Source organism: Vreelandella sulfidaeris, assembly GCF_042429665.1.
Taxonomy (GTDB): Bacteria; Pseudomonadota; Gammaproteobacteria; order Pseudomonadales; family Halomonadaceae; genus Vreelandella.
On the sequence record NZ_JBHMAC010000011.1, the window covers coordinates 50,415 to 76,015 of the forward strand.

At 51.2% G+C, this 25,601-nt stretch carries 26 protein-coding genes and 2 tRNA genes; 11 read left to right on the forward strand and 17 right to left on the reverse strand.

Features of this window, described 5'->3' with window-relative positions:
• Positions 1–2: 2 nt before the first annotated feature.
• The 4 genes from gpt to ACFFLD_RS12150 all read right to left on the reverse strand — a co-directional run bounded on the left by gpt (position 3) and on the right by ACFFLD_RS12150 (position 3,205).
• Positions 3–482 carry a xanthine phosphoribosyltransferase gene (gene gpt / locus ACFFLD_RS12135; protein ID WP_386040967.1) on the reverse strand — a complete coding sequence of 160 codons (480 nt, stop codon included), beginning with the start codon at positions 480–482 and terminating at the stop codon, positions 3–5.
• A gap of 5 nt (positions 483–487) precedes the next feature.
• The gene (locus ACFFLD_RS12140; protein WP_386040969.1) at positions 488–1,033 is read right to left on the reverse strand and encodes an adenine phosphoribosyltransferase; all 546 of its coding nucleotides are present in this window, start codon (positions 1,031–1,033) and stop codon (positions 488–490) included.
• 40 nt (positions 1,034–1,073) lie between these two features.
• Complete coding sequence (locus ACFFLD_RS12145; protein ID WP_386040971.1) at positions 1,074–2,372, reverse strand: NCS2 family permease; 1,299 nt, start codon at positions 2,370–2,372, stop codon at positions 1,074–1,076.
• A 206-nt stretch (positions 2,373–2,578) separates the two neighbouring features.
• Positions 2,579–3,205 (reverse strand): riboflavin synthase subunit alpha, encoded by a 627-nt coding sequence (locus ACFFLD_RS12150; protein WP_386040973.1) that lies wholly within the window; start codon positions 3,203–3,205, stop codon positions 2,579–2,581.
• Positions 3,206–3,810: 605 nt separating this feature from the next.
• Here ACFFLD_RS12150 and ACFFLD_RS12155 point away from each other — a divergent pair.
• From ACFFLD_RS12155 to ACFFLD_RS12170, 4 genes are all read left to right on the forward strand, one after another.
• Positions 3,811–4,854 carry a methionine ABC transporter ATP-binding protein gene (locus ACFFLD_RS12155; RefSeq protein WP_386040975.1) on the forward strand — a complete coding sequence of 348 codons (1,044 nt, stop codon included), beginning with the start codon at positions 3,811–3,813 and terminating at the stop codon, positions 4,852–4,854.
• On the forward strand, positions 4,835–5,488 hold the full coding sequence (locus ACFFLD_RS12160) for a methionine ABC transporter permease (RefSeq protein WP_386040977.1): 654 nt from the start codon (positions 4,835–4,837) through the stop codon (positions 5,486–5,488). Before ACFFLD_RS12155 ends, ACFFLD_RS12160 begins: the two co-directional genes overlap by 20 nt.
• A gap of 101 nt (positions 5,489–5,589) precedes the next feature.
• A complete protein-coding gene (locus ACFFLD_RS12165; protein WP_386040979.1) occupies positions 5,590–6,381 on the forward strand; it encodes a MetQ/NlpA family ABC transporter substrate-binding protein in 792 nt (263 codons plus the stop codon).
• Between the two features lie 98 nt (positions 6,382–6,479).
• Positions 6,480–6,965 (forward strand): GAF domain-containing protein, encoded by a 486-nt coding sequence (locus ACFFLD_RS12170; RefSeq protein WP_386040981.1) that lies wholly within the window; start codon positions 6,480–6,482, stop codon positions 6,963–6,965.
• Positions 6,966–7,030: 65 nt separating this feature from the next.
• Here ACFFLD_RS12170 and ACFFLD_RS12175 read toward each other — a convergent pair.
• Both ACFFLD_RS12175 and ACFFLD_RS12180 read right to left on the reverse strand, forming a co-directional pair.
• A tRNA-Val gene (locus ACFFLD_RS12175) sits at positions 7,031–7,107 on the reverse strand.
• Between the two features lie 22 nt (positions 7,108–7,129).
• Positions 7,130–7,206 (reverse strand) — tRNA-Val (locus ACFFLD_RS12180).
• Positions 7,207–7,403: 197 nt separating this feature from the next.
• Between ACFFLD_RS12180 and ACFFLD_RS12185 the strand changes: the two genes are divergently transcribed.
• Positions 7,404–8,474 (forward strand): endonuclease/exonuclease/phosphatase family protein, encoded by a 1,071-nt coding sequence (locus tag ACFFLD_RS12185; protein ID WP_386040983.1) that lies wholly within the window; start codon positions 7,404–7,406, stop codon positions 8,472–8,474.
• Between the two features lie 38 nt (positions 8,475–8,512).
• Here the strand turns inward: ACFFLD_RS12185 and ACFFLD_RS12190 are convergent, their stop codons facing one another.
• A complete protein-coding gene (locus ACFFLD_RS12190) occupies positions 8,513–9,889 on the reverse strand; it encodes a class II fumarate hydratase (protein ID WP_386040985.1) in 1,377 nt (458 codons plus the stop codon).
• A 338-nt stretch (positions 9,890–10,227) separates the two neighbouring features.
• Between ACFFLD_RS12190 and ACFFLD_RS12195 the strand changes: the two genes are divergently transcribed.
• Positions 10,228–10,602: a phasin family protein gene (locus ACFFLD_RS12195; protein ID WP_386041540.1), complete on the forward strand. Its 375-nt coding sequence runs from the start codon at positions 10,228–10,230 to the stop codon at positions 10,600–10,602.
• A gap of 122 nt (positions 10,603–10,724) precedes the next feature.
• Here the strand turns inward: ACFFLD_RS12195 and hda are convergent, their stop codons facing one another.
• Together hda and ACFFLD_RS12205 are read right to left on the reverse strand one after the other, a co-directional pair.
• Positions 10,725–11,429, reverse strand: coding sequence for a DnaA regulatory inactivator Hda (hda, locus tag ACFFLD_RS12200; RefSeq protein ID WP_386040987.1), 705 nt, complete (start codon positions 11,427–11,429; stop codon positions 10,725–10,727).
• Positions 11,426–12,556, reverse strand: a complete 1,131-nt coding sequence (locus tag ACFFLD_RS12205) for an AI-2E family transporter (RefSeq protein WP_386040989.1) — start codon at positions 12,554–12,556, stop codon at positions 11,426–11,428. Before ACFFLD_RS12205 ends, hda begins: the two co-directional genes overlap by 4 nt.
• 209 nt (positions 12,557–12,765) lie before the next feature.
• Between ACFFLD_RS12205 and purM the strand changes: the two genes are divergently transcribed.
• Both purM and purN read left to right on the forward strand, forming a co-directional pair.
• Positions 12,766–13,833 carry a phosphoribosylformylglycinamidine cyclo-ligase gene (purM, locus tag ACFFLD_RS12210; protein WP_386040992.1) on the forward strand — a complete coding sequence of 356 codons (1,068 nt, stop codon included), beginning with the start codon at positions 12,766–12,768 and terminating at the stop codon, positions 13,831–13,833.
• Positions 13,830–14,585 carry a phosphoribosylglycinamide formyltransferase gene (purN, locus tag ACFFLD_RS12215; protein WP_386040994.1) on the forward strand — a complete coding sequence of 252 codons (756 nt, stop codon included), beginning with the start codon at positions 13,830–13,832 and terminating at the stop codon, positions 14,583–14,585. The genes purM and purN overlap by 4 nt, the downstream gene beginning before the upstream one ends.
• Before the next feature lie 83 nt (positions 14,586–14,668).
• On the opposite strand, the gene dcd is transcribed toward purN, so the two are convergent.
• The 4 genes from dcd to cobA form a co-directional block, all read right to left on the reverse strand.
• Positions 14,669–15,235 carry a dCTP deaminase gene (gene dcd / locus ACFFLD_RS12220; RefSeq protein WP_386040996.1) on the reverse strand — a complete coding sequence of 189 codons (567 nt, stop codon included), beginning with the start codon at positions 15,233–15,235 and terminating at the stop codon, positions 14,669–14,671.
• Positions 15,236–15,246: 11 nt separating this feature from the next.
• Positions 15,247–16,047, reverse strand: a complete 801-nt coding sequence (apbC, locus tag ACFFLD_RS12225; RefSeq protein WP_386041000.1) for an iron-sulfur cluster carrier protein ApbC — start codon at positions 16,045–16,047, stop codon at positions 15,247–15,249.
• Between the two features lie 164 nt (positions 16,048–16,211).
• Positions 16,212–17,495 carry a kinesin gene (locus ACFFLD_RS12230; protein ID WP_386041002.1) on the reverse strand — a complete coding sequence of 428 codons (1,284 nt, stop codon included), beginning with the start codon at positions 17,493–17,495 and terminating at the stop codon, positions 16,212–16,214.
• A gap of 204 nt (positions 17,496–17,699) precedes the next feature.
• Positions 17,700–18,515 (reverse strand): uroporphyrinogen-III C-methyltransferase, encoded by an 816-nt coding sequence (gene cobA / locus ACFFLD_RS12235; protein ID WP_386041004.1) that lies wholly within the window; start codon positions 18,513–18,515, stop codon positions 17,700–17,702.
• 243 nt (positions 18,516–18,758) lie between these two features.
• Here cobA and ACFFLD_RS12240 point away from each other — a divergent pair, with 243 nt between their 5' ends.
• From ACFFLD_RS12240 to ACFFLD_RS12250, 3 genes are read left to right on the forward strand one after another with little or no spacing between them, the layout of a single operon-like run.
• Entirely contained in the window at positions 18,759–19,661 is a 903-nt protein-coding gene (locus tag ACFFLD_RS12240) for a GGDEF domain-containing protein (RefSeq protein ID WP_386041006.1), read from the forward strand.
• A gap of 28 nt (positions 19,662–19,689) precedes the next feature.
• On the forward strand, positions 19,690–20,028 hold the full coding sequence (locus tag ACFFLD_RS12245) for a 4a-hydroxytetrahydrobiopterin dehydratase (RefSeq protein WP_386041008.1): 339 nt from the start codon (positions 19,690–19,692) through the stop codon (positions 20,026–20,028).
• On the forward strand, positions 20,029–21,219 hold the full coding sequence (locus ACFFLD_RS12250) for an amino acid aminotransferase (protein ID WP_386041010.1): 1,191 nt from the start codon (positions 20,029–20,031) through the stop codon (positions 21,217–21,219). It begins immediately after the preceding gene.
• A gap of 82 nt (positions 21,220–21,301) precedes the next feature.
• On the opposite strand, the gene ACFFLD_RS12255 is transcribed toward ACFFLD_RS12250, so the two are convergent.
• From ACFFLD_RS12255 to ACFFLD_RS12270, 4 genes are all read right to left on the reverse strand, one after another.
• Positions 21,302–22,648 (reverse strand): MATE family efflux transporter, encoded by a 1,347-nt coding sequence (locus tag ACFFLD_RS12255; RefSeq protein ID WP_386041012.1) that lies wholly within the window; start codon positions 22,646–22,648, stop codon positions 21,302–21,304.
• 82 nt (positions 22,649–22,730) lie between these two features.
• The gene (locus ACFFLD_RS12260) at positions 22,731–23,330 is read right to left on the reverse strand and encodes a YceI family protein (RefSeq protein ID WP_386041014.1); all 600 of its coding nucleotides are present in this window, start codon (positions 23,328–23,330) and stop codon (positions 22,731–22,733) included.
• A 109-nt stretch (positions 23,331–23,439) separates the two neighbouring features.
• On the reverse strand, positions 23,440–23,997 hold the full coding sequence (locus tag ACFFLD_RS12265) for a cytochrome b (protein WP_386041542.1): 558 nt from the start codon (positions 23,995–23,997) through the stop codon (positions 23,440–23,442).
• Between the two features lie 403 nt (positions 23,998–24,400).
• Complete coding sequence (locus ACFFLD_RS12270) at positions 24,401–25,600, reverse strand: O-succinylhomoserine sulfhydrylase (protein WP_386041016.1); 1,200 nt, start codon at positions 25,598–25,600, stop codon at positions 24,401–24,403.
• Position 25,601 lies beyond the last annotated feature (1 nt).

A 25,601-nucleotide genomic window follows, 5' to 3' on the forward strand; every position in this document is an offset into this window, starting at 1 on the left:
GCTTACCTCTTTATTTGATCGACAAGCGGCTCTACATAAGCCACACCCATATCCCACGGGAATTGAATCCAGCACTGCTGGGCCACTTCCGTCAGGTACTGATCCACCAGAGGACGGCCATCCGGCTTAGCATAAATCGTCACAAAGTGCGCCTTGGGGAGCATTTTGCGAACTGCCCGGGCGGTTTTACCAGTGTCTACCAGGTCATCAACCAATAACCAGCCGTCACCATCATGTTCGACACCTTTCATAATATCCAGACCACCCTGATCCATGTGGTCATAGCTTTTAATGCATACAGTATCAATCAAGCGGATATTAAGCTCTCGGGCGATCAACGCCGCCGGAATCAGACCACCGCGAGTAATGGCCACGATACCCTTAAAATCACGCTCGATCATTTGATGACAAAGGGCACGAACATCTCTGTGAAGTTGATCCCAGGAGACCGTAAAGTGCTGGTGGTAGCGCTCGCTGCTCATAGCGGTTACTCGTCTTCGTTAAAAGAGCAAACGGCGAATACACTGTAGCCTGCATCGCGAATTTTTTGTGATCCACCCAGCTCTGGCAGGTCAATGATGGTCGCTGTTTCCACTACATGACCACCGCTGCGCTGGATAAGATTGGCCGCGGCCAACATGGTGCCCCCAGTGGCAATCAAATCATCCATTAGCAGAATGCGGTCATCTTTTTGAAACGCATCAGCGTGAAGCTCTACTTCAGAATGCCCATACTCCAAAGTATAGGTTTCGCTAATGGTTTTGAAAGGCAGCTTGCCTTTCTTACGCACCGGCACAAAGCTGCAGCCTAACTCGTAGGCCAGCGGCGCCCCAATAATAAAGCCCCTGGCATCAATAGCTGCGATGGCATCCAGGTTCATCTCTTGATACCGATGGACGAAGCTATCGATCAGCTTACGAAAGGCAGCGCTATTTTGTAATAAAGGCGTGATATCACGAAAATTCACGCCCTGATCAGGCCAGTTGGGAACCGTGCGAATAACGGACTTAATGTAGTCGCCGTAAATGCTCATCGCGTCTCTCATTGAGTAATAGAAAAGTGGTAAAGATCGTTCAAACGAGGAATAGATAGCGTGCCGCAAACAGCAGCGACAAAACCACAACCGCCGGATTCAGATCCTTAAAACGACCAGATAGCGTCTTGATCCCAACAAAGCTGATGAAGCCTAGCGCGATACCCTCAGCAATAGAAAAGGTCAGCGGCATCGCCAGCGCAGCTATCAATACTGGTGCCGCATCCGTCGGATCTTCCCAGTTAGCGTGTGCCAAACTGCCCGCCATTAGCACCGCCACGTAAAGCAGCGCCCCAGCGGTAGCGTAAGCAGGTATCGAGCCCGCCAACGGCGCGAAAAACAGGCTGATAAGAAACAGTACACCGACCACTACTGCGGTTAAGCCGGTACGCCCACCCGAAGCAATGCCTGCTGTCGATTCAATATAACTGGTGGTGGTTGAGGTACCCAGTGCCGCCCCTGCCATCGACGCCGTGCTGTCAGCCATCATCGCCCGACCAATACGCGGCAATTTACCGTCTTTATCCAACAGCTTGCCACGATGGGCAACGCCCACCAATGTGCCGGAGGTATCGAATAAATCAACAAACAAAAATGCAAAGATCACGCTTAGCATGGCCACGTCCAGCGCGCCCATAAGATCCATGGCCATGAAGGTCGGCGCAATCGACGGCGGCATGGACATCAATCCCCCGTATTCGTTATGCCCAAGCACTATCGCCATGACCGTAATCCCCAAAATGCCGATCATGACAGCACCGGTAACCCGTAAATAGGACAGCGCGGTAATCGCAAAGAAACCCAATAGTGCATAAATCGCCGGCGGCTGAGAAAGATCCCCTAACGATACGAAGGTGGCGGGGTTAGCCACCACAATGCCGGCATTTTTTAGCGCAATCATGGCCAAAAACAGCCCGATGCCAGCGGCGATACCCAGCCGTAACGTCATGGGAATGGAATTAATGATCCATTCGCGAATTTTAAAAATGCTTAATACGAAAAAGGTGAGGCCAGAGAAGAAGACAGCACCCAACGCGGCCTCCCAGCTATACCCCATGCCTAACACCACCCCGTAAGTGAAAAAGGCATTTAGCCCCATTCCAGGCGCTTGAGCGATAGGATAATTAGCCCATAGCCCCATCACGAAACAGCCAACCGCCGCTGCCAGGCAGGTTGCCACGAAGACCGCGCCATAATCCATGCCCGCTTCAGACAAGATACTGGGGTTAACAAAAATGATGTAGGCCATCGTCAGGAAGGTGGTTATTCCGGCGATAACTTCTGTTTTGACGCTGGTTTTGTGCTCGGTGAGCTTGAAATAATTATCCAGAAGTTTCATGACTGTTCTTGTCCTTAGCGCTAATGCCAATGTGTGTGCATTCAAGGGGCTGAGAAAAGCCGCACATACTACCGAAACGCACCGAGTGATGCGAGCGCCACAGCATCGCGACTGTCTAATAGCGGGACCCCACCCCGCTCCTTAATGCAAAGCAATCTTTAGGCCATGACTTAACCGATCGGTCAATTTATGGACCGATAGCAAGGTTACCGGCCTTGCTGATTTAACACGCGTTCGACTGTTTCAACGATCACCTGAGTCTGCGGATCGATTTCTATATTCACCATCCCGCCTGAGGCACGATCTTTAAGCGTGGTGCGAGACAACGTTTCTGGAATCAAATTGACGCTAAACTCCACTCCCCCCTCTTCAGCACGCCGCACATCGCCAATGGTCAAGCTAATGCCGTCTACGCCGATGTAACCTTTTTCAAACACGAAACGAGCAAATCGCTCCGGCATCGCAAACCACAAACGACGGTTATTGGGCGCCTCCTCTATTGAGACCACCTCTGCCATGGAAATAATATGGCCTGACATGGAGTGGCCGCCAATCTCATCACCAAAGCGCGCTGCGCGCTCTATATTGACGCATTGCCCTGGCGAGATTGCACCAAGATTAGTCAGTCGCAGCGTTTCACGCATCAAATCAAAACTAACGCTATCGCCTTCTATCGCGGTAACAGTGAGGCACACCCCGTTATGAGCGACCGATGCGCCGATCTCAAGCCCTTCGCGCATGGCAGGAGGCATTTCAACCACATGCACGCGAAAATCGTCCAGCTCACGTACAGCCACCACCTTGGCTACCCCTTGCACAATGCCGGTAAACATATGGCTTTTTACTCCTGAGTAATAAAACGGGATGATGAAAATGCATGAGGAAAACTGAATTGCAATTGTGAGCGAGGGTATCGCTACAGCAAATTACTAAGCTTACTACTAGATGCTATCGTTTGTGCACTCTCCGTTGACGCATTAGCTGTCCTTAACGCTCCAGCGCTGTCCATTTTAAGCTTGACCAAGCATTCTGACGCTGCCTTCAATATGAATCTTCTAGGTGTCGCCAGTAGTCTTAACCACTGATAAATACGCGCACTGCAGAAAATAACGTTATTATTCAAGACAAATCCGCAAAATCAGACGGTTACAATTGACATGGCTCTTTTGTATCTTTAAAATCCCGCCCCAAATGTAAAGGCGCCGATTTGTACCCAGATTGCGGGCGTCCACCAGATCAATGACCTGGTGAAGTGCAGCTAAAAGGGTGTGTCCAGCGTTGATGGCCGCCCATTAGGGTGGCCTTTTTTTATCCGCTATGCTTGGACCACCCCACGTTAGCCGCCCGGTTATTAGCCGCCAATGTATAGCTACATTAGTGCGCACTCCCGCAATTGACTTTCGGATTTGGTTTTCGGCCTACCGTTAAGGCAGACGCTATGATCGAACTTAGCAACGTTAGTAAAACCTATGGCAGCGGTGCAAACGCCGTACATGCCCTAAAAGAAGCCAACCTCATCGTGCCCAAAGGCACTATTCATGGTGTTATTGGCCTCTCTGGTGCTGGAAAGTCCACATTAATACGCTGCGTTAATCTACTAGAGCGCCCCACCAGCGGAAGCGTTACGGTGGATGGTCAAGAGATGACTCAATTAAGTAACGCAGACCTTAATCGTGCACGCCACCGTATCGGCATGATTTTTCAACATTTCAATTTATTAACCACCCGCACTGTCTTTGACAACGTGGCCCTGCCTTTGGAGTTGATGGGACAAAAGCGCCACGCTATTCGCGAACGCGTGCTTGAGCTATTAGAGATGGTCGGCCTGGCAGATAAAGAGAGCCAGTACCCTGCTCAACTTTCGGGTGGTCAAAAGCAGCGTGTCGCGATTGCCCGAGCGCTCGCCAGCAAACCTCAAGTTTTATTGTGCGATGAAGCGACCTCTGCCCTAGACCCGCAAACCACCAGCTCTATATTGGAGCTACTGCGCGACATCAATCACCAGCTAGGCATTACCATTTTATTAATCACGCACGAGATGGAAGTGGTTAAGTCGATTTGCCATCGGGTGAGTCTGATCTCTGACGGCAAACTGGTAGAAGATGCAGAAGTAGGCGATTTCTTTACCGCCCCCAGTACTCAGCTTGGGCGTGATTTCCTGAACGATTTTCTTCAGCTATCTCCTCCCAAAGAGCTAATCGAAAGGCTAGCCGACACCCCCGGCGACAACACTCACCCCGTGGTACGGCTTACCTTTTCAGGTGATGCGGTGTCCACTCCGCTGATTTCGCGTCTTGCCCGGGAGTGCGGGGTCGATGTGAGCATTTTGCAAGCGAAAGTAGAATCAATTCAGGAACGCACCTTAGGCTTAATGATAGCCGAGCTTTTAGGCACCCCGGCGCAAACCCAGCAAGCGATGACGTATCTTGAATCTCATCAACTACAGGTAGAGGTACTCGGCCATGTCCAGCGCAATGATTGATCTTATTTTACAGGCCACGCTGGATACTCTTTACATGGTGGCCGTATCGGGACTTATCTCCACCCTGGTAGGTTTACCGCTAGGCGTGCTGCTGTATGTGACGCGGCCACGCCAGATTCTGGCGCAGCCAGTGCTAAATCAAACGCTAAGTATTATCACCAACGTTGGCCGCTCGATTCCGTTTATTATTTTGATGGTCGCGATCATTCCCTTTACACGCATGCTCGTTGGCACGTCGATTGGCATCAACGCCGCCTCCGTACCACTCACTATCGCCGCCATCCCATTTGTCGCGCGACTGGTAGAGGCAGCGCTCAATGAGATTTCGCCTGGTTTAATCGAGGCTGCCCAAGCCATGGGAGCAACACCATGGCAAATCATTCGCAAAGTACTGATTCCAGAAGCCCGCGGAGGCATTATGACCGGTTTAACCATCACGGTGGTTACACTGGTTAGCTACTCCGCCATGGCTGGCGCGGTCGGCGGCGGTGGCCTAGGCGATTTAGGTATCCGCTATGGGTACAACCGCTTCAATCCCACTATCATGCTGATTACAGTGGTAATTCTGGTGGTAATGGTGCAGGGCTTCCAAAGCCTTGGCGACTACCTTGTACGTAAAAGTGACCGTAAATAAACCCATGCCACTCCCATTACTTATAACAAAAACGCATTAGACAACGGTTTTTTATTGCCTCATCATTGATAATCATGAACAACGTCACTGGAGAACTCATCATGCAAAAACTTATTATTGGTAGCCTGACGGCGCTAGCACTTGCAGTTAATGTCGCCAATGCCGACACACGCAGTATTAAGATGGGCACTGTGGCCGGCCCAGAAACAGAAGTAATGGAAGTCGCTGCGCGGATCGCCAAAGAAGAGTACGACCTGGATGTCGAAATCATTGAGTTCACTGATTACGTCACACCCAATGCGGCCCTTGCTGATGGCAGCCTAGATGCCAACGCCTACCAGCACGAACCCTACTTACAGTCGATGGTTGATGACCGTGGCTATGACTTGGCCATTGCAGGCTACACCTTCGTCTACCCGATTGGCGCTTACTCAGAAAAATACGAAAGCATCGACGATCTACCTGATGGCGCCCAAATTGCGCTACCCAACGACCCTTCCAATGAAGGTCGTGCATTGATCCTGATGCATAATGAAGGCCTGATTACGCTAAACGATCCCGAATTCCTGGAAGCGACGCCTCTCGATATCGCCGAAAACCCACGCGGCTTTCGTTTCCGTGAAATCGAAGCGGCACAGCTTCCTCGCGTCCTGCCCGATGTTGACATGGCCTTTATTAACAACACCTTCGCGCAGCCAGCCGGTTTAAGCTTGGATGATGCCTTGATCAAAGAGGGCCCGGAGTCACCTTATGTGAATCTGATCGCTGTCCGCGGTGGTGATGAAGATCGCGAAGAGATCCGTCAGCTGGTCGACGCTTATCAGCGCGACGAAGTAATCGAAAAAGCTGAAGAATTGTTTAAAGGCGCAGCGGTGCCTGGCTGGACCGAGTAAAACCCCGATTAACCACCCACCGCGTTGCTGCGGGTGGTTACGATACAATAAAACCGGCCTAGTGCCGGTTTTATGCGCTCTTGAGCTAAGGAAATAGAATGCATTCCTCTGTCGACTACACACTTCTCAATCGCCAGCTTGAAGCACTGCTTGATACCCGCGACTGGATTACCAATAGCGCCCAAACCAGCGCTTTTCTTTACCAACAGCTCGGCAACTTAAATTGGGCAGGCTTTTATTTACAGCGCCAGCCTAAGGTATTGGGCCTGGGGCCGTTCCAAGGCCAGCCCGCCTGCCACCCAATCCCGTTCAACAAAGGCGTATGCGGCGCTGCCGCTCGCCTGGAAACCACTCAGCGGGTCGAGGATGTTCATGCGGTGGCGGATCACATCGCCTGTGACGCCAACTCCCGCTCAGAGTTAGTGGTTCCAATCGTTGTTGATAACCACCTGTGGGGGGTACTTGATCTGGATAGCCCTCTACACGGGCGTTTTAGCGAACAGGACCAAGCGGGCATTGAAGCTCTGGTAGCCACCTTCATACGCCAAACTGACTTACCCAACCTAGTGCAAAATGTGGCATAGACCACATAAAAAAACGCCCCATGCAACTAAGCATGGGGCGCTTGAAAAAACTGTTTGACCGTAACTGGTAGGACCAGGCGGATTTGAACCGCCGACCTCCACGATGTCAACGTGGCGCTCTAACCAACTGAGCTATGGTCCTATGAAAAAGGGTTGCATAAAGCTGGTAGGACCAGGCGGATTTGAACCGCCGACCTCCACGATGTCAACGTGGCGCTCTAACCAACTGAGCTATGGTCCTGCTTTACCGTCAGCAACAAAGCGTGCCGAGCAACGGATGCATATCTTACGCGCTTACCACTGAATTGCAAGCTATTTCCCACAAGAGCAGCGGCTTGGCGCCTTTCGTGGTCAAAGTGAGATGTTTGATTCGACACTTATATCCGTATAGCGCTAGGCTAGCACCTTTATGTCAGAGTAATGCTAAGGGAGATAAGCATGTTGGGGATTTTGCTAGGTTGCGTTGCCGTTGCGCTTTTAATGGCAACGTTGATTGCTCGCATAGAATTGACTTGGTGGTGGATTCGTAGCTTCGAATTCCCACGCTTACAGATAGCCTTCCTAGCGCTCATTACCTGCCTACTCGCGGCATTTTTTGTTTCGCAAGGAACATGGCGATGGGTAGCGATCATTGCCTCTGGCATCGCGCTATTAATCCAATGCTGCTACATAATTCCCTGGACGCCGCTTTGGCCGGTTCAGGTGAAAAGGGCAAAAAGCAACGACGATGACAAAACGATCACATTGTTGATTGCTAATGTGCTGACGCCAAACCGTCAGGCGCAGCCGCTGATTGATATGATCAAGCAGCATCAACCGGACATTGTGTTAACCCTTGAGTCCGACCAGTGGTGGCAAGACCAGCTTGACCCAGCCCTCGCTGAGCAGTGGCCTAACAGTGTCAAAATCCCACTAGATAATCTCTATGGAATGCACCTGTATTCACACTTAGCGCTTACCGACACCACGGTTAAATGGCTTATCCAGGATGACATACCGTCCATTCACACCTACATCACGCTAGCGAACGGTGACACCATTCGTTTTTATGCGGTCCATCCACGCCCGCCCGCGCCTAGCGAAAGCGAAAAGTCGTTGTGGCGCGACGCTGAGCTGCTGCTGATAGGCAAAAAAATACACCAGAATCCCGAGCCTTCACTAGTCGCTGGAGATCTAAATGATGTGGCGTGGTCGCGCACGACACGGCTATTTTGTCGCATTAGCGGTATGCTTGACCCACGTCGGGGGCGAGGCATGTTTAGCACTTTTCATGCTAAGTACCCAGTACTGCGCTGGCCCTTAGACCACATTTTTGTAACTGAGCACTTTACCCTAGTCGACATGCACCGCCTGGACTATTTTGGTTCCGACCATTTTCCTATTTTGGCGACGTTTTGCTACCGCCCTTCGCGCAAGAATGAACATGAAACGCCCGAAGCCGATGCCGAAGAGCGTAGCGAAGCCAGCGAAACGATTCAGGAAGGCAAAACCGAGCAGCAGGAAACCTAACCAGAAATCCAAGCCTCCCACCAATGCTCCTGTCCGTGTTACTCGGGGATACCCCCTTGGGTTAACACGGTCGGATCAAGCAGTCGCTCCAAGGTGTCGCGATCAAGCTCTGTTTTCTCTTCTGCCACATCGATAATTGGCCGCCCTGCTTGATAAGCTTCTTTGGCGATGGCCGCCGCAGCGTTATAACCAATTACCCCATTGAGCGCCGTCACCAGAATGGGGTTTCTTGCCAGCGGACCCTGCAGATTATCGTCGCGCACCTTAAACGTCGCAATCGCACGATCAGCCAGTAGCCTGGCGGTGTTACTCATCAAGCTGATCGACGTAAGCAAGTTGGAGGCGACCAAAGGCAACATCACATTCAATTGGAAATTGCCGCTTTGACCAGCAACGGTAATCGCTGTATCCAGTCCAATCACCTGCGCCGCTGCTTGAGCTGCTGATTCTGGAATCACCGGGTTCACCTTTCCCGGCATAATCGAGCTGCCAGGCTGCAATGCCTCAAGCTCAATCTCCCCCAACCCGGCCAGCGGGCCAGAGTTCATCCAGCGCAGGTCATTGGCAATTTTCATGATGACGCACGCCAATCCCTTCAACTGACCTGACAGCTCAACAGCCGCATCTTGAGAAGAGAGACTGGCAAAGAAGCTATCGTTAGGCGTAAACATTAGCCCTGTCTGCTCGCTGAGCTCCTGAGCGACCTGCTCGGCAAAGCCTTCAGGTGCATTGATACCGGTGCCAACGGCGGTGCCGCCTTGCGCTAAACGGCACAACCTTTTCATGGCGCTATCAAAACGCTCAAGCGCCTGACTCAATTGACTAGACCATGCACCCAGCTCTTGGTCCATACGCAGCGGCATCGCATCCATCAGGTGCGTTCGGCCAGTTTTAACGACATGACTTAGCTCGCCGGCTCGCTGGTTGATCGTGTCACGCAGGTGAACAAGCGCTGGCCGAAGGTTTTCATGCACGGCAATGGCGGCGGAGAGATGAATCGCGGTTGGGATCACGTCATTACTCGACTGCCCCATATTGACGTGATCGTTCGGCGTCACCTCAACGCCCTCGCGACTAGCCAACGTCGCCAGCACCTCGTTAACGTTCATGTTGGTGGACGTACCAGAGCCTGTCTGGAACACATCAATGGGAAACTGCTGATCATGCTTGCCGGCAATGACATCACGCGCCGCTTTTTGAATGGCCTCGGCGCGTTCGCTATCAAGGCCGCCCAAGGTTTGATTGGCACGTGCCGCTGCTAACTTGATGCGGGCCACGGCATGGATAAACGCCGTGGGCATTGGCGATTGAGACACAGGAAAGTTGTTAATCGCTCGCTGTGTTTGGGCGCCATAAAGGGCTTCTGCCGGTACCTCAAGCTCACCCATGCTGTCTCGTTCTATCCTTGTGGCCATTACGCTTACTCCCTTTAGTGAAATAGATAGCGCTACTTATAGATACTCTGAGCATCCAGCGGCTGAATCGTTCGTCAGAGACATCCTCGTTGTCTTTAAGTTAGTTGGTTAATCCGCCAGGGTAAACATGCCAATAGCTATCGCTATGCGGCTATATTTATTCCGTTTTCATCCAGGGCAATGAGGTGCACCGGCCTCAATTGTTGCACTGCACAAAAACACTTGTTATGCTGCATCGCAAGATAGCTTGAAAAACTTTGGTAACTTGCCTTTTAAAAGCAGCACCTCCCTTGGTTGCTGTTTCAGGCAAACCTGATGACACCCAGGAGGGTATAATGATGAATACTTTTAATACTAATGAAATGGCTCAACAGTTTGACAACATGTTCATGGCGCCAGCACGCGCTTACATGGCACTAAGCATCGATTACTCTGAAAAAATGCTCAACGCCCAGTTGGATGCCAGCAAAGCTTATACGGATACTGGCATCGCTCAAATGCGTCAAATAATGAATGTTAAAGACGCTGAAGGTCTGCGTAGCTATATGGAAAGCCAGCAAAAAGTTGCTAAAGACTTGGCTGAGCGCGCGAAGGGAGACGCTGACAAGGTTGTTTCTCTACAGCAGGACTTTATTCAAAAAAGCCAGAAAATCACCGAAGAAAATGTAAAGCAGGCACAATCCGCTGTCAGCAACATTAGCAAAACTGCTTAAATCGATAATTGTCTTAAACCAAAAAGGTTTAGGCAAGTCGCTTGAGCTAAATAGCTAAGCGGCCATTAACACCCCTGTCGGCATGCCGATGGGGGTGTTTTAATGATGGCGCCTACGCAGGGTCACCAGTTGAGTGCAGATTTCACAAACGGGATGGTAAGCTTTCGTTTAGCCGTCAGCGACGCTTTATCAAGCGTTTCCACCGCCTGGCACAGTTCGCCCAACTCGCGCGGTCCGCGATGCAATATATAACGCCCGACATCATCCGGGAGCTGCATGCCTCTCACCTTGGCGCGCAGTTTTAGCGCCTCTAAACGTTCATCGTCCTCAAGCGGATGAACATGAAAGGTCACCCCCCACGTTAAACGTGAAGCAAGGTCAGGCAATACGACATTTAATTGACGTGGAGAGGCGCTGGCGGCAATAACCAGTTTTTTGCCTGCGTCCCTTAAGCGGTTAAAGGCGTGAAATAATGCCTCCTCCCAACGCTTACGGCCAATAACACACTCAAGGTCGTCAATGGCCACAATGTCCAATCGTTCGATATCTTCAAGCATTAATGGCGGAAAGTGACCTAAATCTTCTAGCGGGAGGTAAAGCGCGCGTTTATCGCTGTCCGATGCGGCATGACAAGCTGCTTGAAGCAGGTGGCTTCTTCCTACCCCTGGCGCGCCCCATAAATAAAGAAACTGCTCTCCATCAGGGATAAGCTGATGATGGAGTTGCTCTACCAGCGGCACGTTTCTCTGCGCGGTATAATAGTTATCAAAGGTCGCGTCATCCCGCAGGCCAATTCCCAAGGGAAGCTGTGCCGGTATTCGGCTCATGGAGACTCCCGTTTGTCATCACCACTCAGCTCATCATGGTAAGAAGAACTGACCTCTATGATGGTTGTATGCTTGTCAGTGTTTTTATCATCGTAAAGCTCACTATGCTGGTAGCGCACTTTCACTTCCTTAAGCAGTACCAAAATCACAGCAGCGACTGGTAGTGCCAGTAACACCCCGGTTAATCCAAACAGATTGCCACCTGCTAATACGGCAAAAATAACCGCTACCGGGTGCAGGCCAATTTTATCGCCCAGTAATTTAGGCTGAAGAATAACACTCTCGGCGATTTGCCCAATACTAAACACTAAAATAACGCCGACCACCGCCCACCAGGTAGCATACTGGAAAAGCGCGACGATAAGCGCAATCACCAAGCCCACAATAAAACCCAAGAATGGCACAATGCTGACCAATCCCGATACAAATCCGATAAGCAGGCCAAAGTTAAGTCCCATCAGCGTCAAGCCTACCGCATAAATAATGCCTAGACACAGCATGACCAACAGTTGCCCGCGCAAAAATGACGCCAACACTTCATCGCAGCGGCGCGCTAGTCGAAACGCATCTTCTGCCCAGTGCCGGGGAATTAAATTGGCAATATTGTTCAACAGCCGATCCCAGTCCAACAACAGGTAAAACGTAACGACGGGTATTAATGCCACGTAAGTAATCCACGTAACAAATGCCATTCCTGAGCGGCCAATATGACCTAATGCTTGAGCGAGATACCCTCCCGCATCACGCCAGTTTGCCACCAGCGTTTCACGCACATTGGTTAACTCTGCGGTTAAATCGTAACCGGTCCACTCCTGAACTTGAGGAGCGAGCACTCTCTCCACCCAACTGAAGATATCGGGAATGGCGTCGCCTAACTGTTTTAACTGCTGGACAATTAGCGGAATGAGCACCAGCAAACTCAAGATAAACATAATCAGCAGCACAATAAAGACACTCGATACAGCCAGCGAGCGATTCATCCCCCAACGCTGGAACTGGTTAGCTAACGGGTCCGCTAAATAGGCCAAAATCATGCCGGCAACAAAGGGCATCAACACCGAGTCTAATAAAAAAACTGTACCGCCTATTACCACTAAAAAAATGATAACCCACCATGAATTCCGCATAGTTCCCTCTCACTCGTGCATGTAACCCATACTGCAAGACATTACCGCTACTATGCCGGATATAAACGAAACGCGCTCGTCTGCTTTTCATCCTGAGCGACAGCGGTGCGGCCAACGCCACTGAGTGTTACAATCCATCCCAGTTATCGCCCAGCACTGGCCATGTCGCCAGCACTACCAGCACCGCTATTTGTTTCACAGGATCTGTCATGACCGAGACTTCCTCTTCGTCGGCTACGCCTTCACTTAGCTATAAAGACGCAGGCGTCGATATTGATGCCGGTAACGCACTGGTTGACCGCATTAAGCATGTCGCCAAACGCACTACTCGCCCAGAAGTCATGGGCGGACTTGGTGGTTTTGGCGCACTGTGCGAAATACCGCCGGGCTACCGCCAGCCCGTTCTTGTCTCAGGTACGGATGGCGTCGGCACCAAGCTGCGCCTCGCCATGGATCTTGGCAAGCACGACACGATCGGCATTGATTTAGTCGCGATGTGCGTCAACGACCTGATCGTGGCTGGCGCTGAGCCTCTGCTATTTCTTGACTACTATGCCACGGGCAAGCTTGATGTGGATATTGCCGCAGATGTGGTCACCGGCATTGGTGCTGGCTGCGAACTGGCAGGCTGTGCCCTGGTCGGTGGCGAAACGGCCGAAATGCCGGGCATGTACGCAGGCAGCGATTATGATCTAGCGGGATTTTGTGTCGGTGTCGTCGAAAAAGCAGACATTTTAGATGGCAGCAAGGTCGCCGCAGGCGATGTCATCCTTGGACTTGCCTCGTCCGGCCCGCACTCTAACGGCTACTCATTGATTCGTAAGATCCTTGAGGTCAGCAATGCTTCTTTGACAACCGACATAGACGGCACGCCGCTGAGCGACGCTCTTATGGCTCCTACGCGCATCTATGTTAAATCCTTGCTCTCGTTAATGCGCGACACCGACATTGCGGTACACGCCCTATCGCATATTACTGGCGGCGGTTTACTTGAAAACATCCCCCGCGTGCTGCCCGATAACCTCGCTGCCCATATTGATATTGGCAGTTGGCAGCGCCCCGCCGTATTCGACTGGCTGCAAGCGCATGGCAATGTCAACGAAACCGAAATGCATCGTGTGCTTAACTGCGGCATAGGGATGGTGGTCGTTGTACCGCACCAGCAAGCTGAGCTGGCGACTGCCCATTTAGAAGCCGCAGGCGAAAGCGTCTATCGTCTTGGCGAGATCGTTCAGCGCCAAGAGGAAGCCGTCATTCTGGAGAATCTCCCGGCATGACCAATACGGACTACCAAAGCGATACTATTAAAGATGTCACTCCTGAGCCTGTCGATGCTCGGCGCATTGTGGTACTTGTGTCCGGTAGCGGAAGCAACCTGCAGGCGCTGATCGACGCTCAGTCACATGATCGTCTGGGCGGCGGAGAAATAGTCGCGGTGATTTCCAATGTTGTTGACGCTTATGCCTTAAAGCGTGCTCGTGATGCTGGCATCGACGCGGTAGCATTGCCTCACCGGGAGTATGATACTCGTGAAGCGTACGACAGCGCGCTGGTCAAGGTTATAGAGCGCCACGAGCCGGATTTAATAATACTGGCTGGCTTTATGCGTATTTTAACGCCCCGCTTCGTACAGCGCTTTTTAGGCCGTATGCTAAATATCCACCCTTCACTACTGCCAGAATACCAAGGGTTAAACACCCACGCGCGTGCACTGGGAGACAGCGTCACCAGCCACGGCTGTAGCGTTCATTTCGTGACGGAAGAACTCGATGGGGGCCCTGTCGTGTTGCAGGCCGAACTTCAGGTCACCCCTGAGGATACGGTCGAGACGCTGCAAGAAAAGGTTCACGCTCGCGAACACCTTATCTATCCGATTGCCGTCCAGTGGTTTTTGGAAGGAAGGCTGCAGTTTACCGACCAAGGGGCCAAAATGGATGGTCACCTGCTCCCCCCCCATGGCATGCGACTCTCCCATGCTGATGCCGCTGAAGAGTTGGATGAAGCGTTAGATGAAGAATCAGAAAGCTAGTCAGATAATCTCTCTGCGCGGTTAACACTAAAAACCCCTGACGGAGCTAACCGACAGGGGTTTTTATCAAGGCCTAGGGATTCCTAGGTGCGTGGCAATGTTACCCCACGCTGGCCCATATATTTCCCTCCGCGATCCTTATACGAGGTTTCGCACACTTCATCCGACTCTAAAAACAGCATTTGAGCAACGCCCTCATGGGCATAGATTTTGGCCGGCAGATTAGTGGTATTTGAAAACTCCAAGGTAACGTGCCCTTCCCACTCGGGCTCCAAGGGAGTGACATTCACAATAATGCCACAGCGAGCATACGTGGATTTCCCCAAGCAAATTGTCAGCACATTGCGCGGAATACGAAAGTATTCCACCGTGCGCGCCAGCGCGAACGAGTTGGGCGGAATAATACATACGTCGCTTGTAATATCGACAAAGCTCTTGGCATCAAACGCTTTAGGGTCAACGATCGCCGAGTGAATATTGGTGAAGACCTTGAATTCATCCGAGCAGCGCACGTCATAACCGTAGCTTGATGTGCCGTAGGATATAACGCGCTGATCATTCACATAGCGCACCTGCTCCGCTTCAAACGGCTCGATCATCGCGTCGCTCTGGGCCATACGACGAATCCAACTATCAGATTTGATACTCATTTATGTCGTTATCACTCGCTAAAAGAAATCGTAGGGCCACCGCCTTCGCGTGTACCCACTGAGTCGGCCACTTGTTGAGCAATGGTCGCAAACACTTTACTTACCGCCCCCTCGGGTTCAGATACGACACTGGGTCGGCCAGAGTCAGTCAGCTCGCGAATCGAGAGCGTCAAGGGCAGCCTTCCCAGCACCCGGGTATCGTATTCCTGGGCAATATTGTCTCCACCACCAGTACCAAAGATGGCGGCTTCGTGGCCACATTTTTCGCACTGGTAAACGCTCATGTTTTCAACTACACCAAGCACAGGAACGTTAACCTTGCGGAACATCTCGATCCCTTTACGGGCATCCAATAGCGCAATATCCTGCGGCGTAGTAACGATCACTGCGCCGGACACCGGCACTTTTTGGGCCAGCGTCAATTGAATATCACCCGTTCCGGGCGGCATATCGATCAACAGAAAGTCTAGATTATCCCACTGCGTCTGCATGAGCATCTGCTGAAAAGCACCTACGACCATCGGTCCGCGCCATACCATTGGCTCTCGCGTATTGACCATAAACGCCATGGACATGGCTTGAATGCCATGCGCCTGCAATGGCAGGAATTTATCATTTCCCGCCGATTGAGGACGCACGCCCTCTTCAACACCTAGCATTTGCGCTTGGCTAGGCCCATAAATATCCGCATCAAGGACGCCTACACGATATCCCTGCGCGGCCAATGCCAATGCCAAGTTCACTGTGACGGTCGATTTACCTACGCCACCCTTACCCGAAGCCACGGCAATAATATGCTTAACGCCATCCATTCACTGGCACTCCTCGCTTAGGCTTTCATAACTGAAATGATACTGAGGGAATGATACCCCTCGTGGCCTTAATCATAAACCAGTAACAAGAAAGCGGGTGTCAGTTAACCGACACCCGCTTTCGCGACCGAAGCACTAACGCCTATCGGGGCGATAGCAATGTATCAGTCAGCATTTTGCTGGTGCGCTTGCGTGCCGCCATTGCTATCGTTAGCGCTCTCATCGGAAGAGGGCTCACTAGCGCTGCCTTTACCTGACCCTTGGCTTGCAGCCTCTTCAATGGAAGACCCCTGCTTGCCAGACTCTTGGCTACCTGAGCCCTGAGTAACGCCACCTTCATTTGCAGAAGATTGCTGTGAATCATCGCCTTGTGAAGCCTCTTCCTCGCTGCTCTGTGGCGATGAAGTCGCTTGTTCTGCGGCACGCTCTGCATTAGCTAAACGACTGTCTAATGTTGATAGCTCATCACGCCACTCGCCCAGTTGGCTTTCAAGGCGCTCTAACTGCTCTTCACGCGCTTCAATTTGATCTTCAACCTTGGCGACTTCTTCACGGCCCATGTCGAGCGCGACCATCACATCGTCCAGTTCACTACGCACCTGGTCCAAGCTCTGCTCTTCTTCTTCGCGTAACGCCGTTAATGACTCAACATCACTTTGTAGCTCGTCGCGCTCAGAGGTCAGCGAATCGCGCTCATTTTGCAATTCATCCAACTCACTTTGCGCAGTCGACATGTCTTCTTCCAGCCCGCTGAGCTGCTCGTTAGCTTGGTTAATCTGCTCTTCCAGTGTCGACAGCTCTTCTTGTGTGCTGGTCAATTCCTCCACTGCTTGCTGACGCTGTTGTTCAGCTTCCTGGCGAGCGGCTTCGGCTTCCTGGCGAGCCTCCTCAGCGCTTTGACGTGCCTCTTCTACCTGTTGAAGGGTGCTTTCTGCATCATTCAGTGTACTGGTTATTTCATCACGTTCTTCACGCAATCCCGTCATTTCGCTTTCAGCGCTTTCCACCTGCTCATTGAGAGAGGCAATCTGTTCTTCCAACGCGTTACGCTCAGACGTCAGCTCTTCTAGTCGTGTCTGTACTTCACTGACATCACTTTGTGCGCTTTCCAAGGAAGATTGGGCCTCGCCTTGCTGCGCTTCTATGGCAGCCATCTCCTCTTGCAGCGCCGCAAGGCTGGTTTCAGCTTCCTCAATTTCTGAGATACGTTGATTCAGTTGATTATTTTCTTGCTCAGCGCTGGCTAGCTGTTCTTCCAAGTTTTCAACGCGATCTTGGCGAGATCCTGCATTAGATTGCGCCATAATCGCCCAGATAACCGCAATGGCTGCAATACCAGCAATGGCCTTTACACGATTATCTTGAAAAAGGGTTTTCATGCTCTGCTTTTTAGCCGGCTCCGGCTTGTTGGCTGGCGACTGGTGATCCGAATTATTTGCTTCCGACATTATGCGATCCTCTATGGTCTAAGCTAACGTTTGCCAAAGCTAACGATAATCAGTTGCGTGATAAAAAATTAACTGAACATATCCTAGCGGTGGATGATCTCTTTCAGCATACACAGCTCACTGTATCTAGCCAGTCCGTTTATAACAATGTGACCAAATGTTTCCGCACCGTTACATCATCGTTGAATAAGCACTCCTTTTTGTCTAGGAGGGATGCTTACCTTTATGAAAACCCGATGCCTTACCATGCTGGCGATCAAACCAAGCAAGCGTTGTATGTAGCGATACGACGCTTCCTACTATAATTAGCGTAGGCGGTTTAATTTTTCCTGCCAACAACGCATCAGGCAAAGACGCAAGTGTCCCGATATGGGTTAACTGTTGCCTTGTAGTCCCCTGCTCAATTAAGGCCAGCGGGGTATCGGGCGCCAGACCGTGGTTCGTTAACGCTTGGCTGATCACACTAACGCTGCCCAAGCCCATATAAAAGACCAAGGTTTGTCCAGGCCGGGCTAATGCATCCCAGTCCAGATCACACTTGCCTTGCTGTAAATGACCGGTCACAAAACGTACTGACTGGGCATGATCTCGGTGCGTTAAAGGTATCCCTGCATAGGCCGCGCAGCCCGATGCAACCGTTACCCCCGGTATGACCTCCACGTTTACCTGAGCAGCCACCAATGCTTCAAGCTCTTCGCCACCCCGGCCAAAAATAAACGGATCACCCCCTTTGAGGCGAACCACACGCTTACCCTGCAGGGCCCATTCAACGAGCGCTTGGTTGATACCCTCCTGAGGGACGCTATGCAATGAACGTGCTTTACCCACATAAAAGCGCTGCGCCTGAGCCGGTATCAGCGCAATAATTTCATCGCTAACCAAGCGGTCGTATAACACAACTTCTGCACTTTGCAGGCGTTTGTATGCCTTAAGGGTTAATAAATCGGGGTCCCCAGGGCCTGCCCCCACCAAGCTAACACTTCCATAGTGTTGTAACGCTTGCTCACGTTCCGTCACCAAGAAAACCACCTCTGGAATAAAAAAAATGTTTAATATGAAAAAAAGTAATTAATATTATCATCAAACGCCAGCATGGCTGTATTAATTGCTAAACATGCCCTTTATTATTCAAATTATGAATAGCTATATGCACAATAAGTATAAACAAACGTTACTTTGCCTACTCTGGCTTACATATTCCTGGCGCATTTACCGTTAATCTAACCAGCAAATTTTAATTGGCATAGGTTGGGAGTGTCACGCATGCCCGTGAATGATATAGACGCACCTCAGCGGGTCACTGCGGACCAGCTGGTTCCTGATATCCCAGGGGTGATTTTTCAGTTTCAGCGCGATCACGATGGTCAACTTCATTTTTCCTACCTGAATGGATGTAGCACAACACTTAAAAACATTGACCGTAGCCTGCTGGCGCAAAACGCAGGAGAGCTCATGGAGGAACTAATCGGGGAGGATCATCCGAAGATCATGTCAGCGATTGAGCGTTCGGCACGCTCGTTACTTCCCCTGACGACACGCTTTCGGTTTTCATCTCGAAAAGGTCACTCCCGATGGGTGGCAGTCAGTGCAAAACCTACTGCCATCAGCGGTGGCGTTCAGTGGAACGGCATCATGATTGATATTAGTGATCAGGTAGGCGAAGAGCAGCGGCTGAGAAAACTATGCGATACAGATCCTCTCACTGAGTTGCCCAATCGCCGAAAGCTAATGCTTCACTTGACGAATGCGGTCTCACTCAGTTCACGCCATGCCACACCGCTCTCCATCATGATGATCGATATTGATCATTTTAAACGCCTCAATGATTGCTGTGGCCACCTGTATGGCGACAGCGTACTCACACAACTTGCCATACAGGCGCAGTCACTGCTGCGCTGTGAGGATATGATCGCTCGCCTGGGAGGCGAAGAGTTTATGGTAGTGCTGCCACTGACCCCGTTACAGCAATGCCATACGCTTGCAGACCGTATTCGTCACACCGTCAGCGTGCATGATTTCGGCATGGGTACAGGCCAGGTAACGTTAAGCATTGGCGTCGCTGAGTATCGATGTGGTGAGCCAATGTCGATCCTGATCGATCGAGCTGATCAAGCGCTTTACAAAGCGAAGGACGCTGGCCGTAATTGTGTTTGCCTTCTACGTTAATACACTCTGCACAAGAAGGAGTTGATTAATGTCGACGCTTGCCCAGTCCAACTGCGAACCGTGCAGCAAACATGCCCAGCCGTTGAACGAACATGAAGCACAAGCGCTGTTAAAAAGCCTAAGTCAGTGGCAGATTGTCGAGCACGATGGCATCATGAAGCTGTCGCGATGTTTTAACTTCCGCGACTTCGCTAACGCGTTAGCCTTTACACAGCGCGTTGGTGATATTGCAGAGCAGGCTGGCCATCATCCCGTTCTAGTGACTGAATGGGGTAAAACCACCGTGACGTGGTGGTCACATGCCATTAAAGGCCTGCACATTAATGACTTCATTCTTGCCGCCAGAACCGACGAGGTAGCCGAATAAATGTTTGAGCATATTGAGCGAGTCCCAGGAGACGCCATTCTCGGGCTGATCGAAGCTTTCAAAAAAGACACCAATCCACAAAAAGTAGATCTAGGGGTTGGTGTTTACCGCGATACTCAGGGCAATACGCCGGTAATGCGCGCCGTTAAGGAAGCAGAAGCTCGCCTGCTCAAGAATGAAACGACGAAAACCTATATTGGCTCTCATGGCTCGCCAAGTTATGGCGAGGTCGTACTTCCCATGGTATTTGGCGCTGATTCGCCGGTACTTAGCAAGCAACGCGCCAGTGCAACTCAATCGCCTGGTGGCACCGGCGCACTGCGCTTAGCGGCTGATTTTATCGCCACACAGTTGCCGGATCGAGGCATCTGGGTAAGCGATCCGACGTGGCCTAACCACCACGGCATTTTTACCGCCGCCGGTATTGAGCTGCACAAATATCCTTACGTTGATGCTGACAACCGCCTGGATTTTGAAGGTATGCGGGCAGCGTTAAAAAGTATTCCTGAAGGCGATGTTGTAGTGCTGCATGCTTGTTGCCACAACCCTACTGGCTTTGATCTAAACACTGACCAGTGGCAGGAAGTGCTTGAGATTGTTCGTGAGCGTCAGCTACTGCCATTGATTGACTTTGCCTACCAAGGTTTTGGTAAAGGTTTGGATGAGGACGCTTACGGTGTTCGCCTATTAGCTGAAAATCTTGATGAAGCAATCATCACCAGCTCCTGCTCAAAGAATTTTGGTATTTATTGTGAGCGTACCGGTTGCTTGATCATGGTCGCGAAAGACCACGAGCAGATGGAAAATATTCGCTCGCAGGTGGCTATCGTGGCCAGGGAAAATTACTCCAATCCGCCCGCTCATGGTGGCTCGATTGTGAGTGAAATCCTTCATGACGCCGAGTTAACCGCTTTATGGCGTGAAGAACTTACCGAAATGCGGGACCGCATCAACACACTACGCCGTGATTTTGTAGAGGCGCTGAAGCCCTACGGTCTGGATCAGAAATACGCCTGCGTGGCTGAACAGCGTGGCATGTTCTCTTACACCGGCCTCACGCCGCACCAGGTTGATCGTCTACGTGATGAGTTTGGTATCTACATGGTGCGCTCCGGTCGTGCCAACGTCGCGGGCTTCTCTCACGAGAATCTACCCTACCTTGCCAAAGCGATCGCTGCCGTTAACGATTAAGTGTGTTGTCGCCTTCGTTATGCAAAACGCCCAGACAGTGTCTGGGCGTTTTCGTGTTAGTGCTCGGTCAAGACACAGAGTGCTAAGCTACGTTTGCCGATTGCCGATGAGGGCGAGATAAAATACGTGTTAACACTTGCCACGCCAGTAACCCTGCCAGCAGATTGCCCACGGCGGCCCCTGCTGCCAGCCCCCACCAACCTAAGAACTGCGCACCCAGCCAAAGACAAGGCAAATAGCAAATAAACAGCCGGGCACTAGACAACAGCATGGCGCGCAGTGGCCAGCCCAACGCATTGCCTGCGGAAACGACCAACATACATACCCCTAGTGCCGCATAGCTAGGCAGTAAAAAACGAATTAATAGGGTAAGTTCGTTTTCTACATCTGGGCTTCCCGCTAGCGCCATGGCCAGCCAAGGCGCCATCAGGGCAAGCAAGACACCTAGCGCTAGTTGCCAAAGCAACGCTACTTTGAGTGCTAACGCCATCAGCTGATGTATTTGCCCCCAGTCACCGGCACCATAACAGCGCCCAAGCCATGGTGGCAGCGACATCGTCATAGCTAGTACCACCATCAATGAGAGCGTTTCCAGACGACTGGCTAATCCCCAGGCCGCCACTTCACTTTCGCCTATCCCCGCGACGACAGCGATTGCCAGCATCGATGCTAAAGGCGGCATTAACTGGCTGACCATGGCAGGTGCCGCAATCCCAGTAAAGGGCCGCCATGACGCTATCGCCTCTTGCCACAGCCCATCAGTAGAAGCCCACTGATAGCGCGCTAGTTTAAAAAAGGTAATCAGTATACCAACTGAAAACGCGATCGCTGTCGCCCAGGCCGCCCCCGGTAGCCCCCAGCCTTCCCAGTCTCCCACACCAAAAATAAACAGTGGATCAAGAACAAGGTTGATAAGGCTACTCAACACCATCATTTTTCCCGGTAGGCGAGTATCACCATGCGCGCGAAATACGCTGTAACCGAAATAGAGAAGTGCTCCCAGCCAAGCGGCTAGGAGTTGAGGAGCCCAATAGATGCGAATATAAGCGAGCGTGCTTTCATCGGCGCCCAACAGCTGGAAGATAGCGGTATGGAATATCCATAAAGCGATAGCCAACAGGCCAATGACACCACCACCCGCCATCAACACTAAACTGCTTAAACGTTTGGCGCGCTCGCCTTCATCCGCACCCAATGCCCTTGAAATAAGCGCAGCAATCGCGATTCCCATCCCCACCTGGATACCGATAATTAAAAATGACAGCGGGAAGGTAAACGACTGTGCGGCTAGCGGCGCTGTGCCCAGACGGGCAATAAAAGCACTATCAACAAGCTGAAAACCCAATAGCGCCAATACGCCAATCGCCATTGGCCACGTTTGACGCCATAAGGTTATCACCAACTCTTTTTGATGAATGTCAGCTGCCAAACATAACCTCCAGTTTCAATGGTTAAAACGTAAAACGCCACCGTCCTTTAAAGGACGGTGGCGCAAGCATTTCACTCAGCGTTTACTGACGAATGCCTTCGAACGTAACGTAAAGCTCTACATCATGCATGGATTCTGGGAAATCGCTCATATCAATACCGTAATCGGACAAGCTTAACGTAGTGCTACCTTCAAAACCAGCACGGTAATTGCCCCATGGATCTTCGCCTTCACCTAATAGTGTGACAGGCATTTCAATCTCTTGGGTTTCGCCGTGAAGGGTTAACTCACCGGTGAGAACGCCCTGATTTTCTTCCGTTGGCTCGAATCCTGTTGAGCTAAAGGTCGCGGTGGGAAATTCACTGGCATTCAGGAAATCACCGCTAAGAATGTGACGGTCACGCTCTGCGTGATTACTGCTCAGGCTATCCACCTGCACGTTGATGTTCGCAGACGCAGCGTCGAGATTGTCTGAATCATAAGAGAACTGGCCGTCAAACTCTTGAAAGCTACCTAAAATATATGAAAAGCCTAGGTGAGAAATTTTAAATTGAACGAAGGCATGCTGACCCTCCGTATCGATTTGATAGTCAGCGGCTTGAGCCTGGCTTAACGGCACCAGCGCGGTAGCAGCGATAGCAGAAGCGAAAGCAGTCTTTTTTAGCGCAGCGGTCTTTAACATAGTCACTAGCTCCTTCTTTACTTTATGGGCACGCCGGGCTACTAAATGTTCGCCTCGTCGTGTTCAGAAAAACTAAATCACAACGTTTACAATTCAATTGCTACCAACGTTACTCAATACGCCTGCTGTACACTGGGTTAAGCATACGTACCAACGAGTCATTCCGATCAAGCCAATGATGCTTCAGCGCTGCCAGTACATGACCAGCGCTTAATATCATGAGTGCTAAAGCACCATACCAGTGCACCTGGCCAGCCACACTTGCCTGATTGGGTAAGTCGTAAACTAGCGCAGGAACCTCAAACCAGCCAAAGACACTGATTCCACGCCCATTGGCAGTCGATATTAAATACCCACTGACCATCACCACTAACACTGAAACATAAAGTGCGATATGGCCCAAATGGGCAGCCAAAATTTCAAAGCGTCGGCCGTGAGAGGTGGGCGTTGGTTGTGCCATGCGCCAAACTAAACGCGCCAATGTCGCGAACAACAGCAAAATACCAATTGAGCGATGGATCCAAGGCCCCTGATTATACCAAGGGTCATAATAGCCGAGCCCGGTCATCCACCAGCCCAATATAAATAAACCTATAATGGCAAGCGCACTTAGCCAATGCAGTAAGATACTTATCAGACCCCAGCCACGTCGTGTGTTTTGCCACATCTTTTCATTTCCTTTGGGCATGGGCCACTCTGATGAACCAGCCCATCTTTTAATCCTAAGCTACGTATAAACTAACAAACCAGAGCATACGGACTAGCGCTCATCAATACCGCTGAAAAAAGCAGAATTGTTCATTCGTAAAAACCATTGATTAACAGACTAACAAATAGCTTTCGATCAAAAGTCAGCTGTTAATAACTCGGGGGATCACACCATTTTCTACCCAACTCAAGTGCCCAAGAGCAGCAGCAAGCTGATCACCATATTGCACTGGGTGATTTACACGACAGAAATTCCTAATAAACCAGCCATCGTGGTGTTTTATCTAACCCCGATGGCGCTGGTTGTAAAAAGCATAAAACCCCACATGGTGGGGTTTTATGCTTTAAAGCACATGAGCATTTCAGCGTGGTTTAAGCATATCCAAACCACGCGCCAGATCGTGCTGAATATCCTGCTGGCTTTCTAGCCCCACGGCGACACGAATAAGCCCTGGAGATATCCCTGCCGCTTCTTTTTGGGCATCGGTAAGTCGACCATGTGTGGTGGTTGCAGGGTGGGTAATCGTGGTTTTTACATCGCCAAGGTTACCGGTGATCGATACCAAGCGCGTTGCATCTATCACCTGCCAAGCGCCCTCCTGCCCATTCACCACTTCAAAACCCAACACTGCGCCAAAGCCTTTCTGCTGTTGCCTGGCTAGCGAATGCTGGGGGTGACTCTCCAGGCCACTGTAATACACTTTATTCACAGCGGGGTGTTGTTCAAGCCAGCGAGCCAGCGTTATGGCATTCTCACAATGTGCATTCATGCGCAGCGATAGGGTTTCAAGACCCTTGGTGAAAATCCACGCGTTGAAAGGACTCATGCACGGACCGCAAGTGCGTACGACGCCGAACACTTCTTCAAGCAGTGCCTGGCTACCCACTACCGCCCCACCGATGGCACGCCCCTGACCATCCAGATACTTGGTCGCGGAATGGATGATTAAATCGGCCCCTAATGCCAACGGTTGCTGGAGTGCTGGAGTCAAAAAACAGTTATCAATCGCTAATAGCGCATTGTGGCGCTTTGCCAATGCTGCAAGCGCTGGAATATCGGCAATTTCAGATAATGGATTGGACGGGGTTTCCGCAAACAATAAGCGTGTCTGAGGCGTAATGGCGGCTTCCCATGCGTCAATATTGGAAAGCTCCACATACCGTGTGGTGATACCAAACTTGCCTAAGTACTTATCGAATAGACTCACCGTCGACCCAAACAATGAGCGCGAAGCCACTATTTCATCACCGGCAGAGAGCAGCGCCAGCGCAGTGGAAAGAATGGCCGACATGCCCGAGCTAGTGGCGACACAGCGCTCGCCCCCCTCTAGCGCCGCCAAGCGACGCTCAAAGGTGTGTACCGTTGGGTTAGTAAACCGCGAGTATACGTTGCCGGGTTCCTGCCCACCGAATTTCCGTGCTGCTTCAGCCGCACTTTCGTAGACAAAACTTGAAGTAGGAAAAATAGGCTCAGAATGCTCTTGCTCAAAGGTGCGCTGATGCCCAGCCCGAATGGCCAGTGTCTCCAGCGACCACTCGTCCTGTTGATGATCATTATGCATA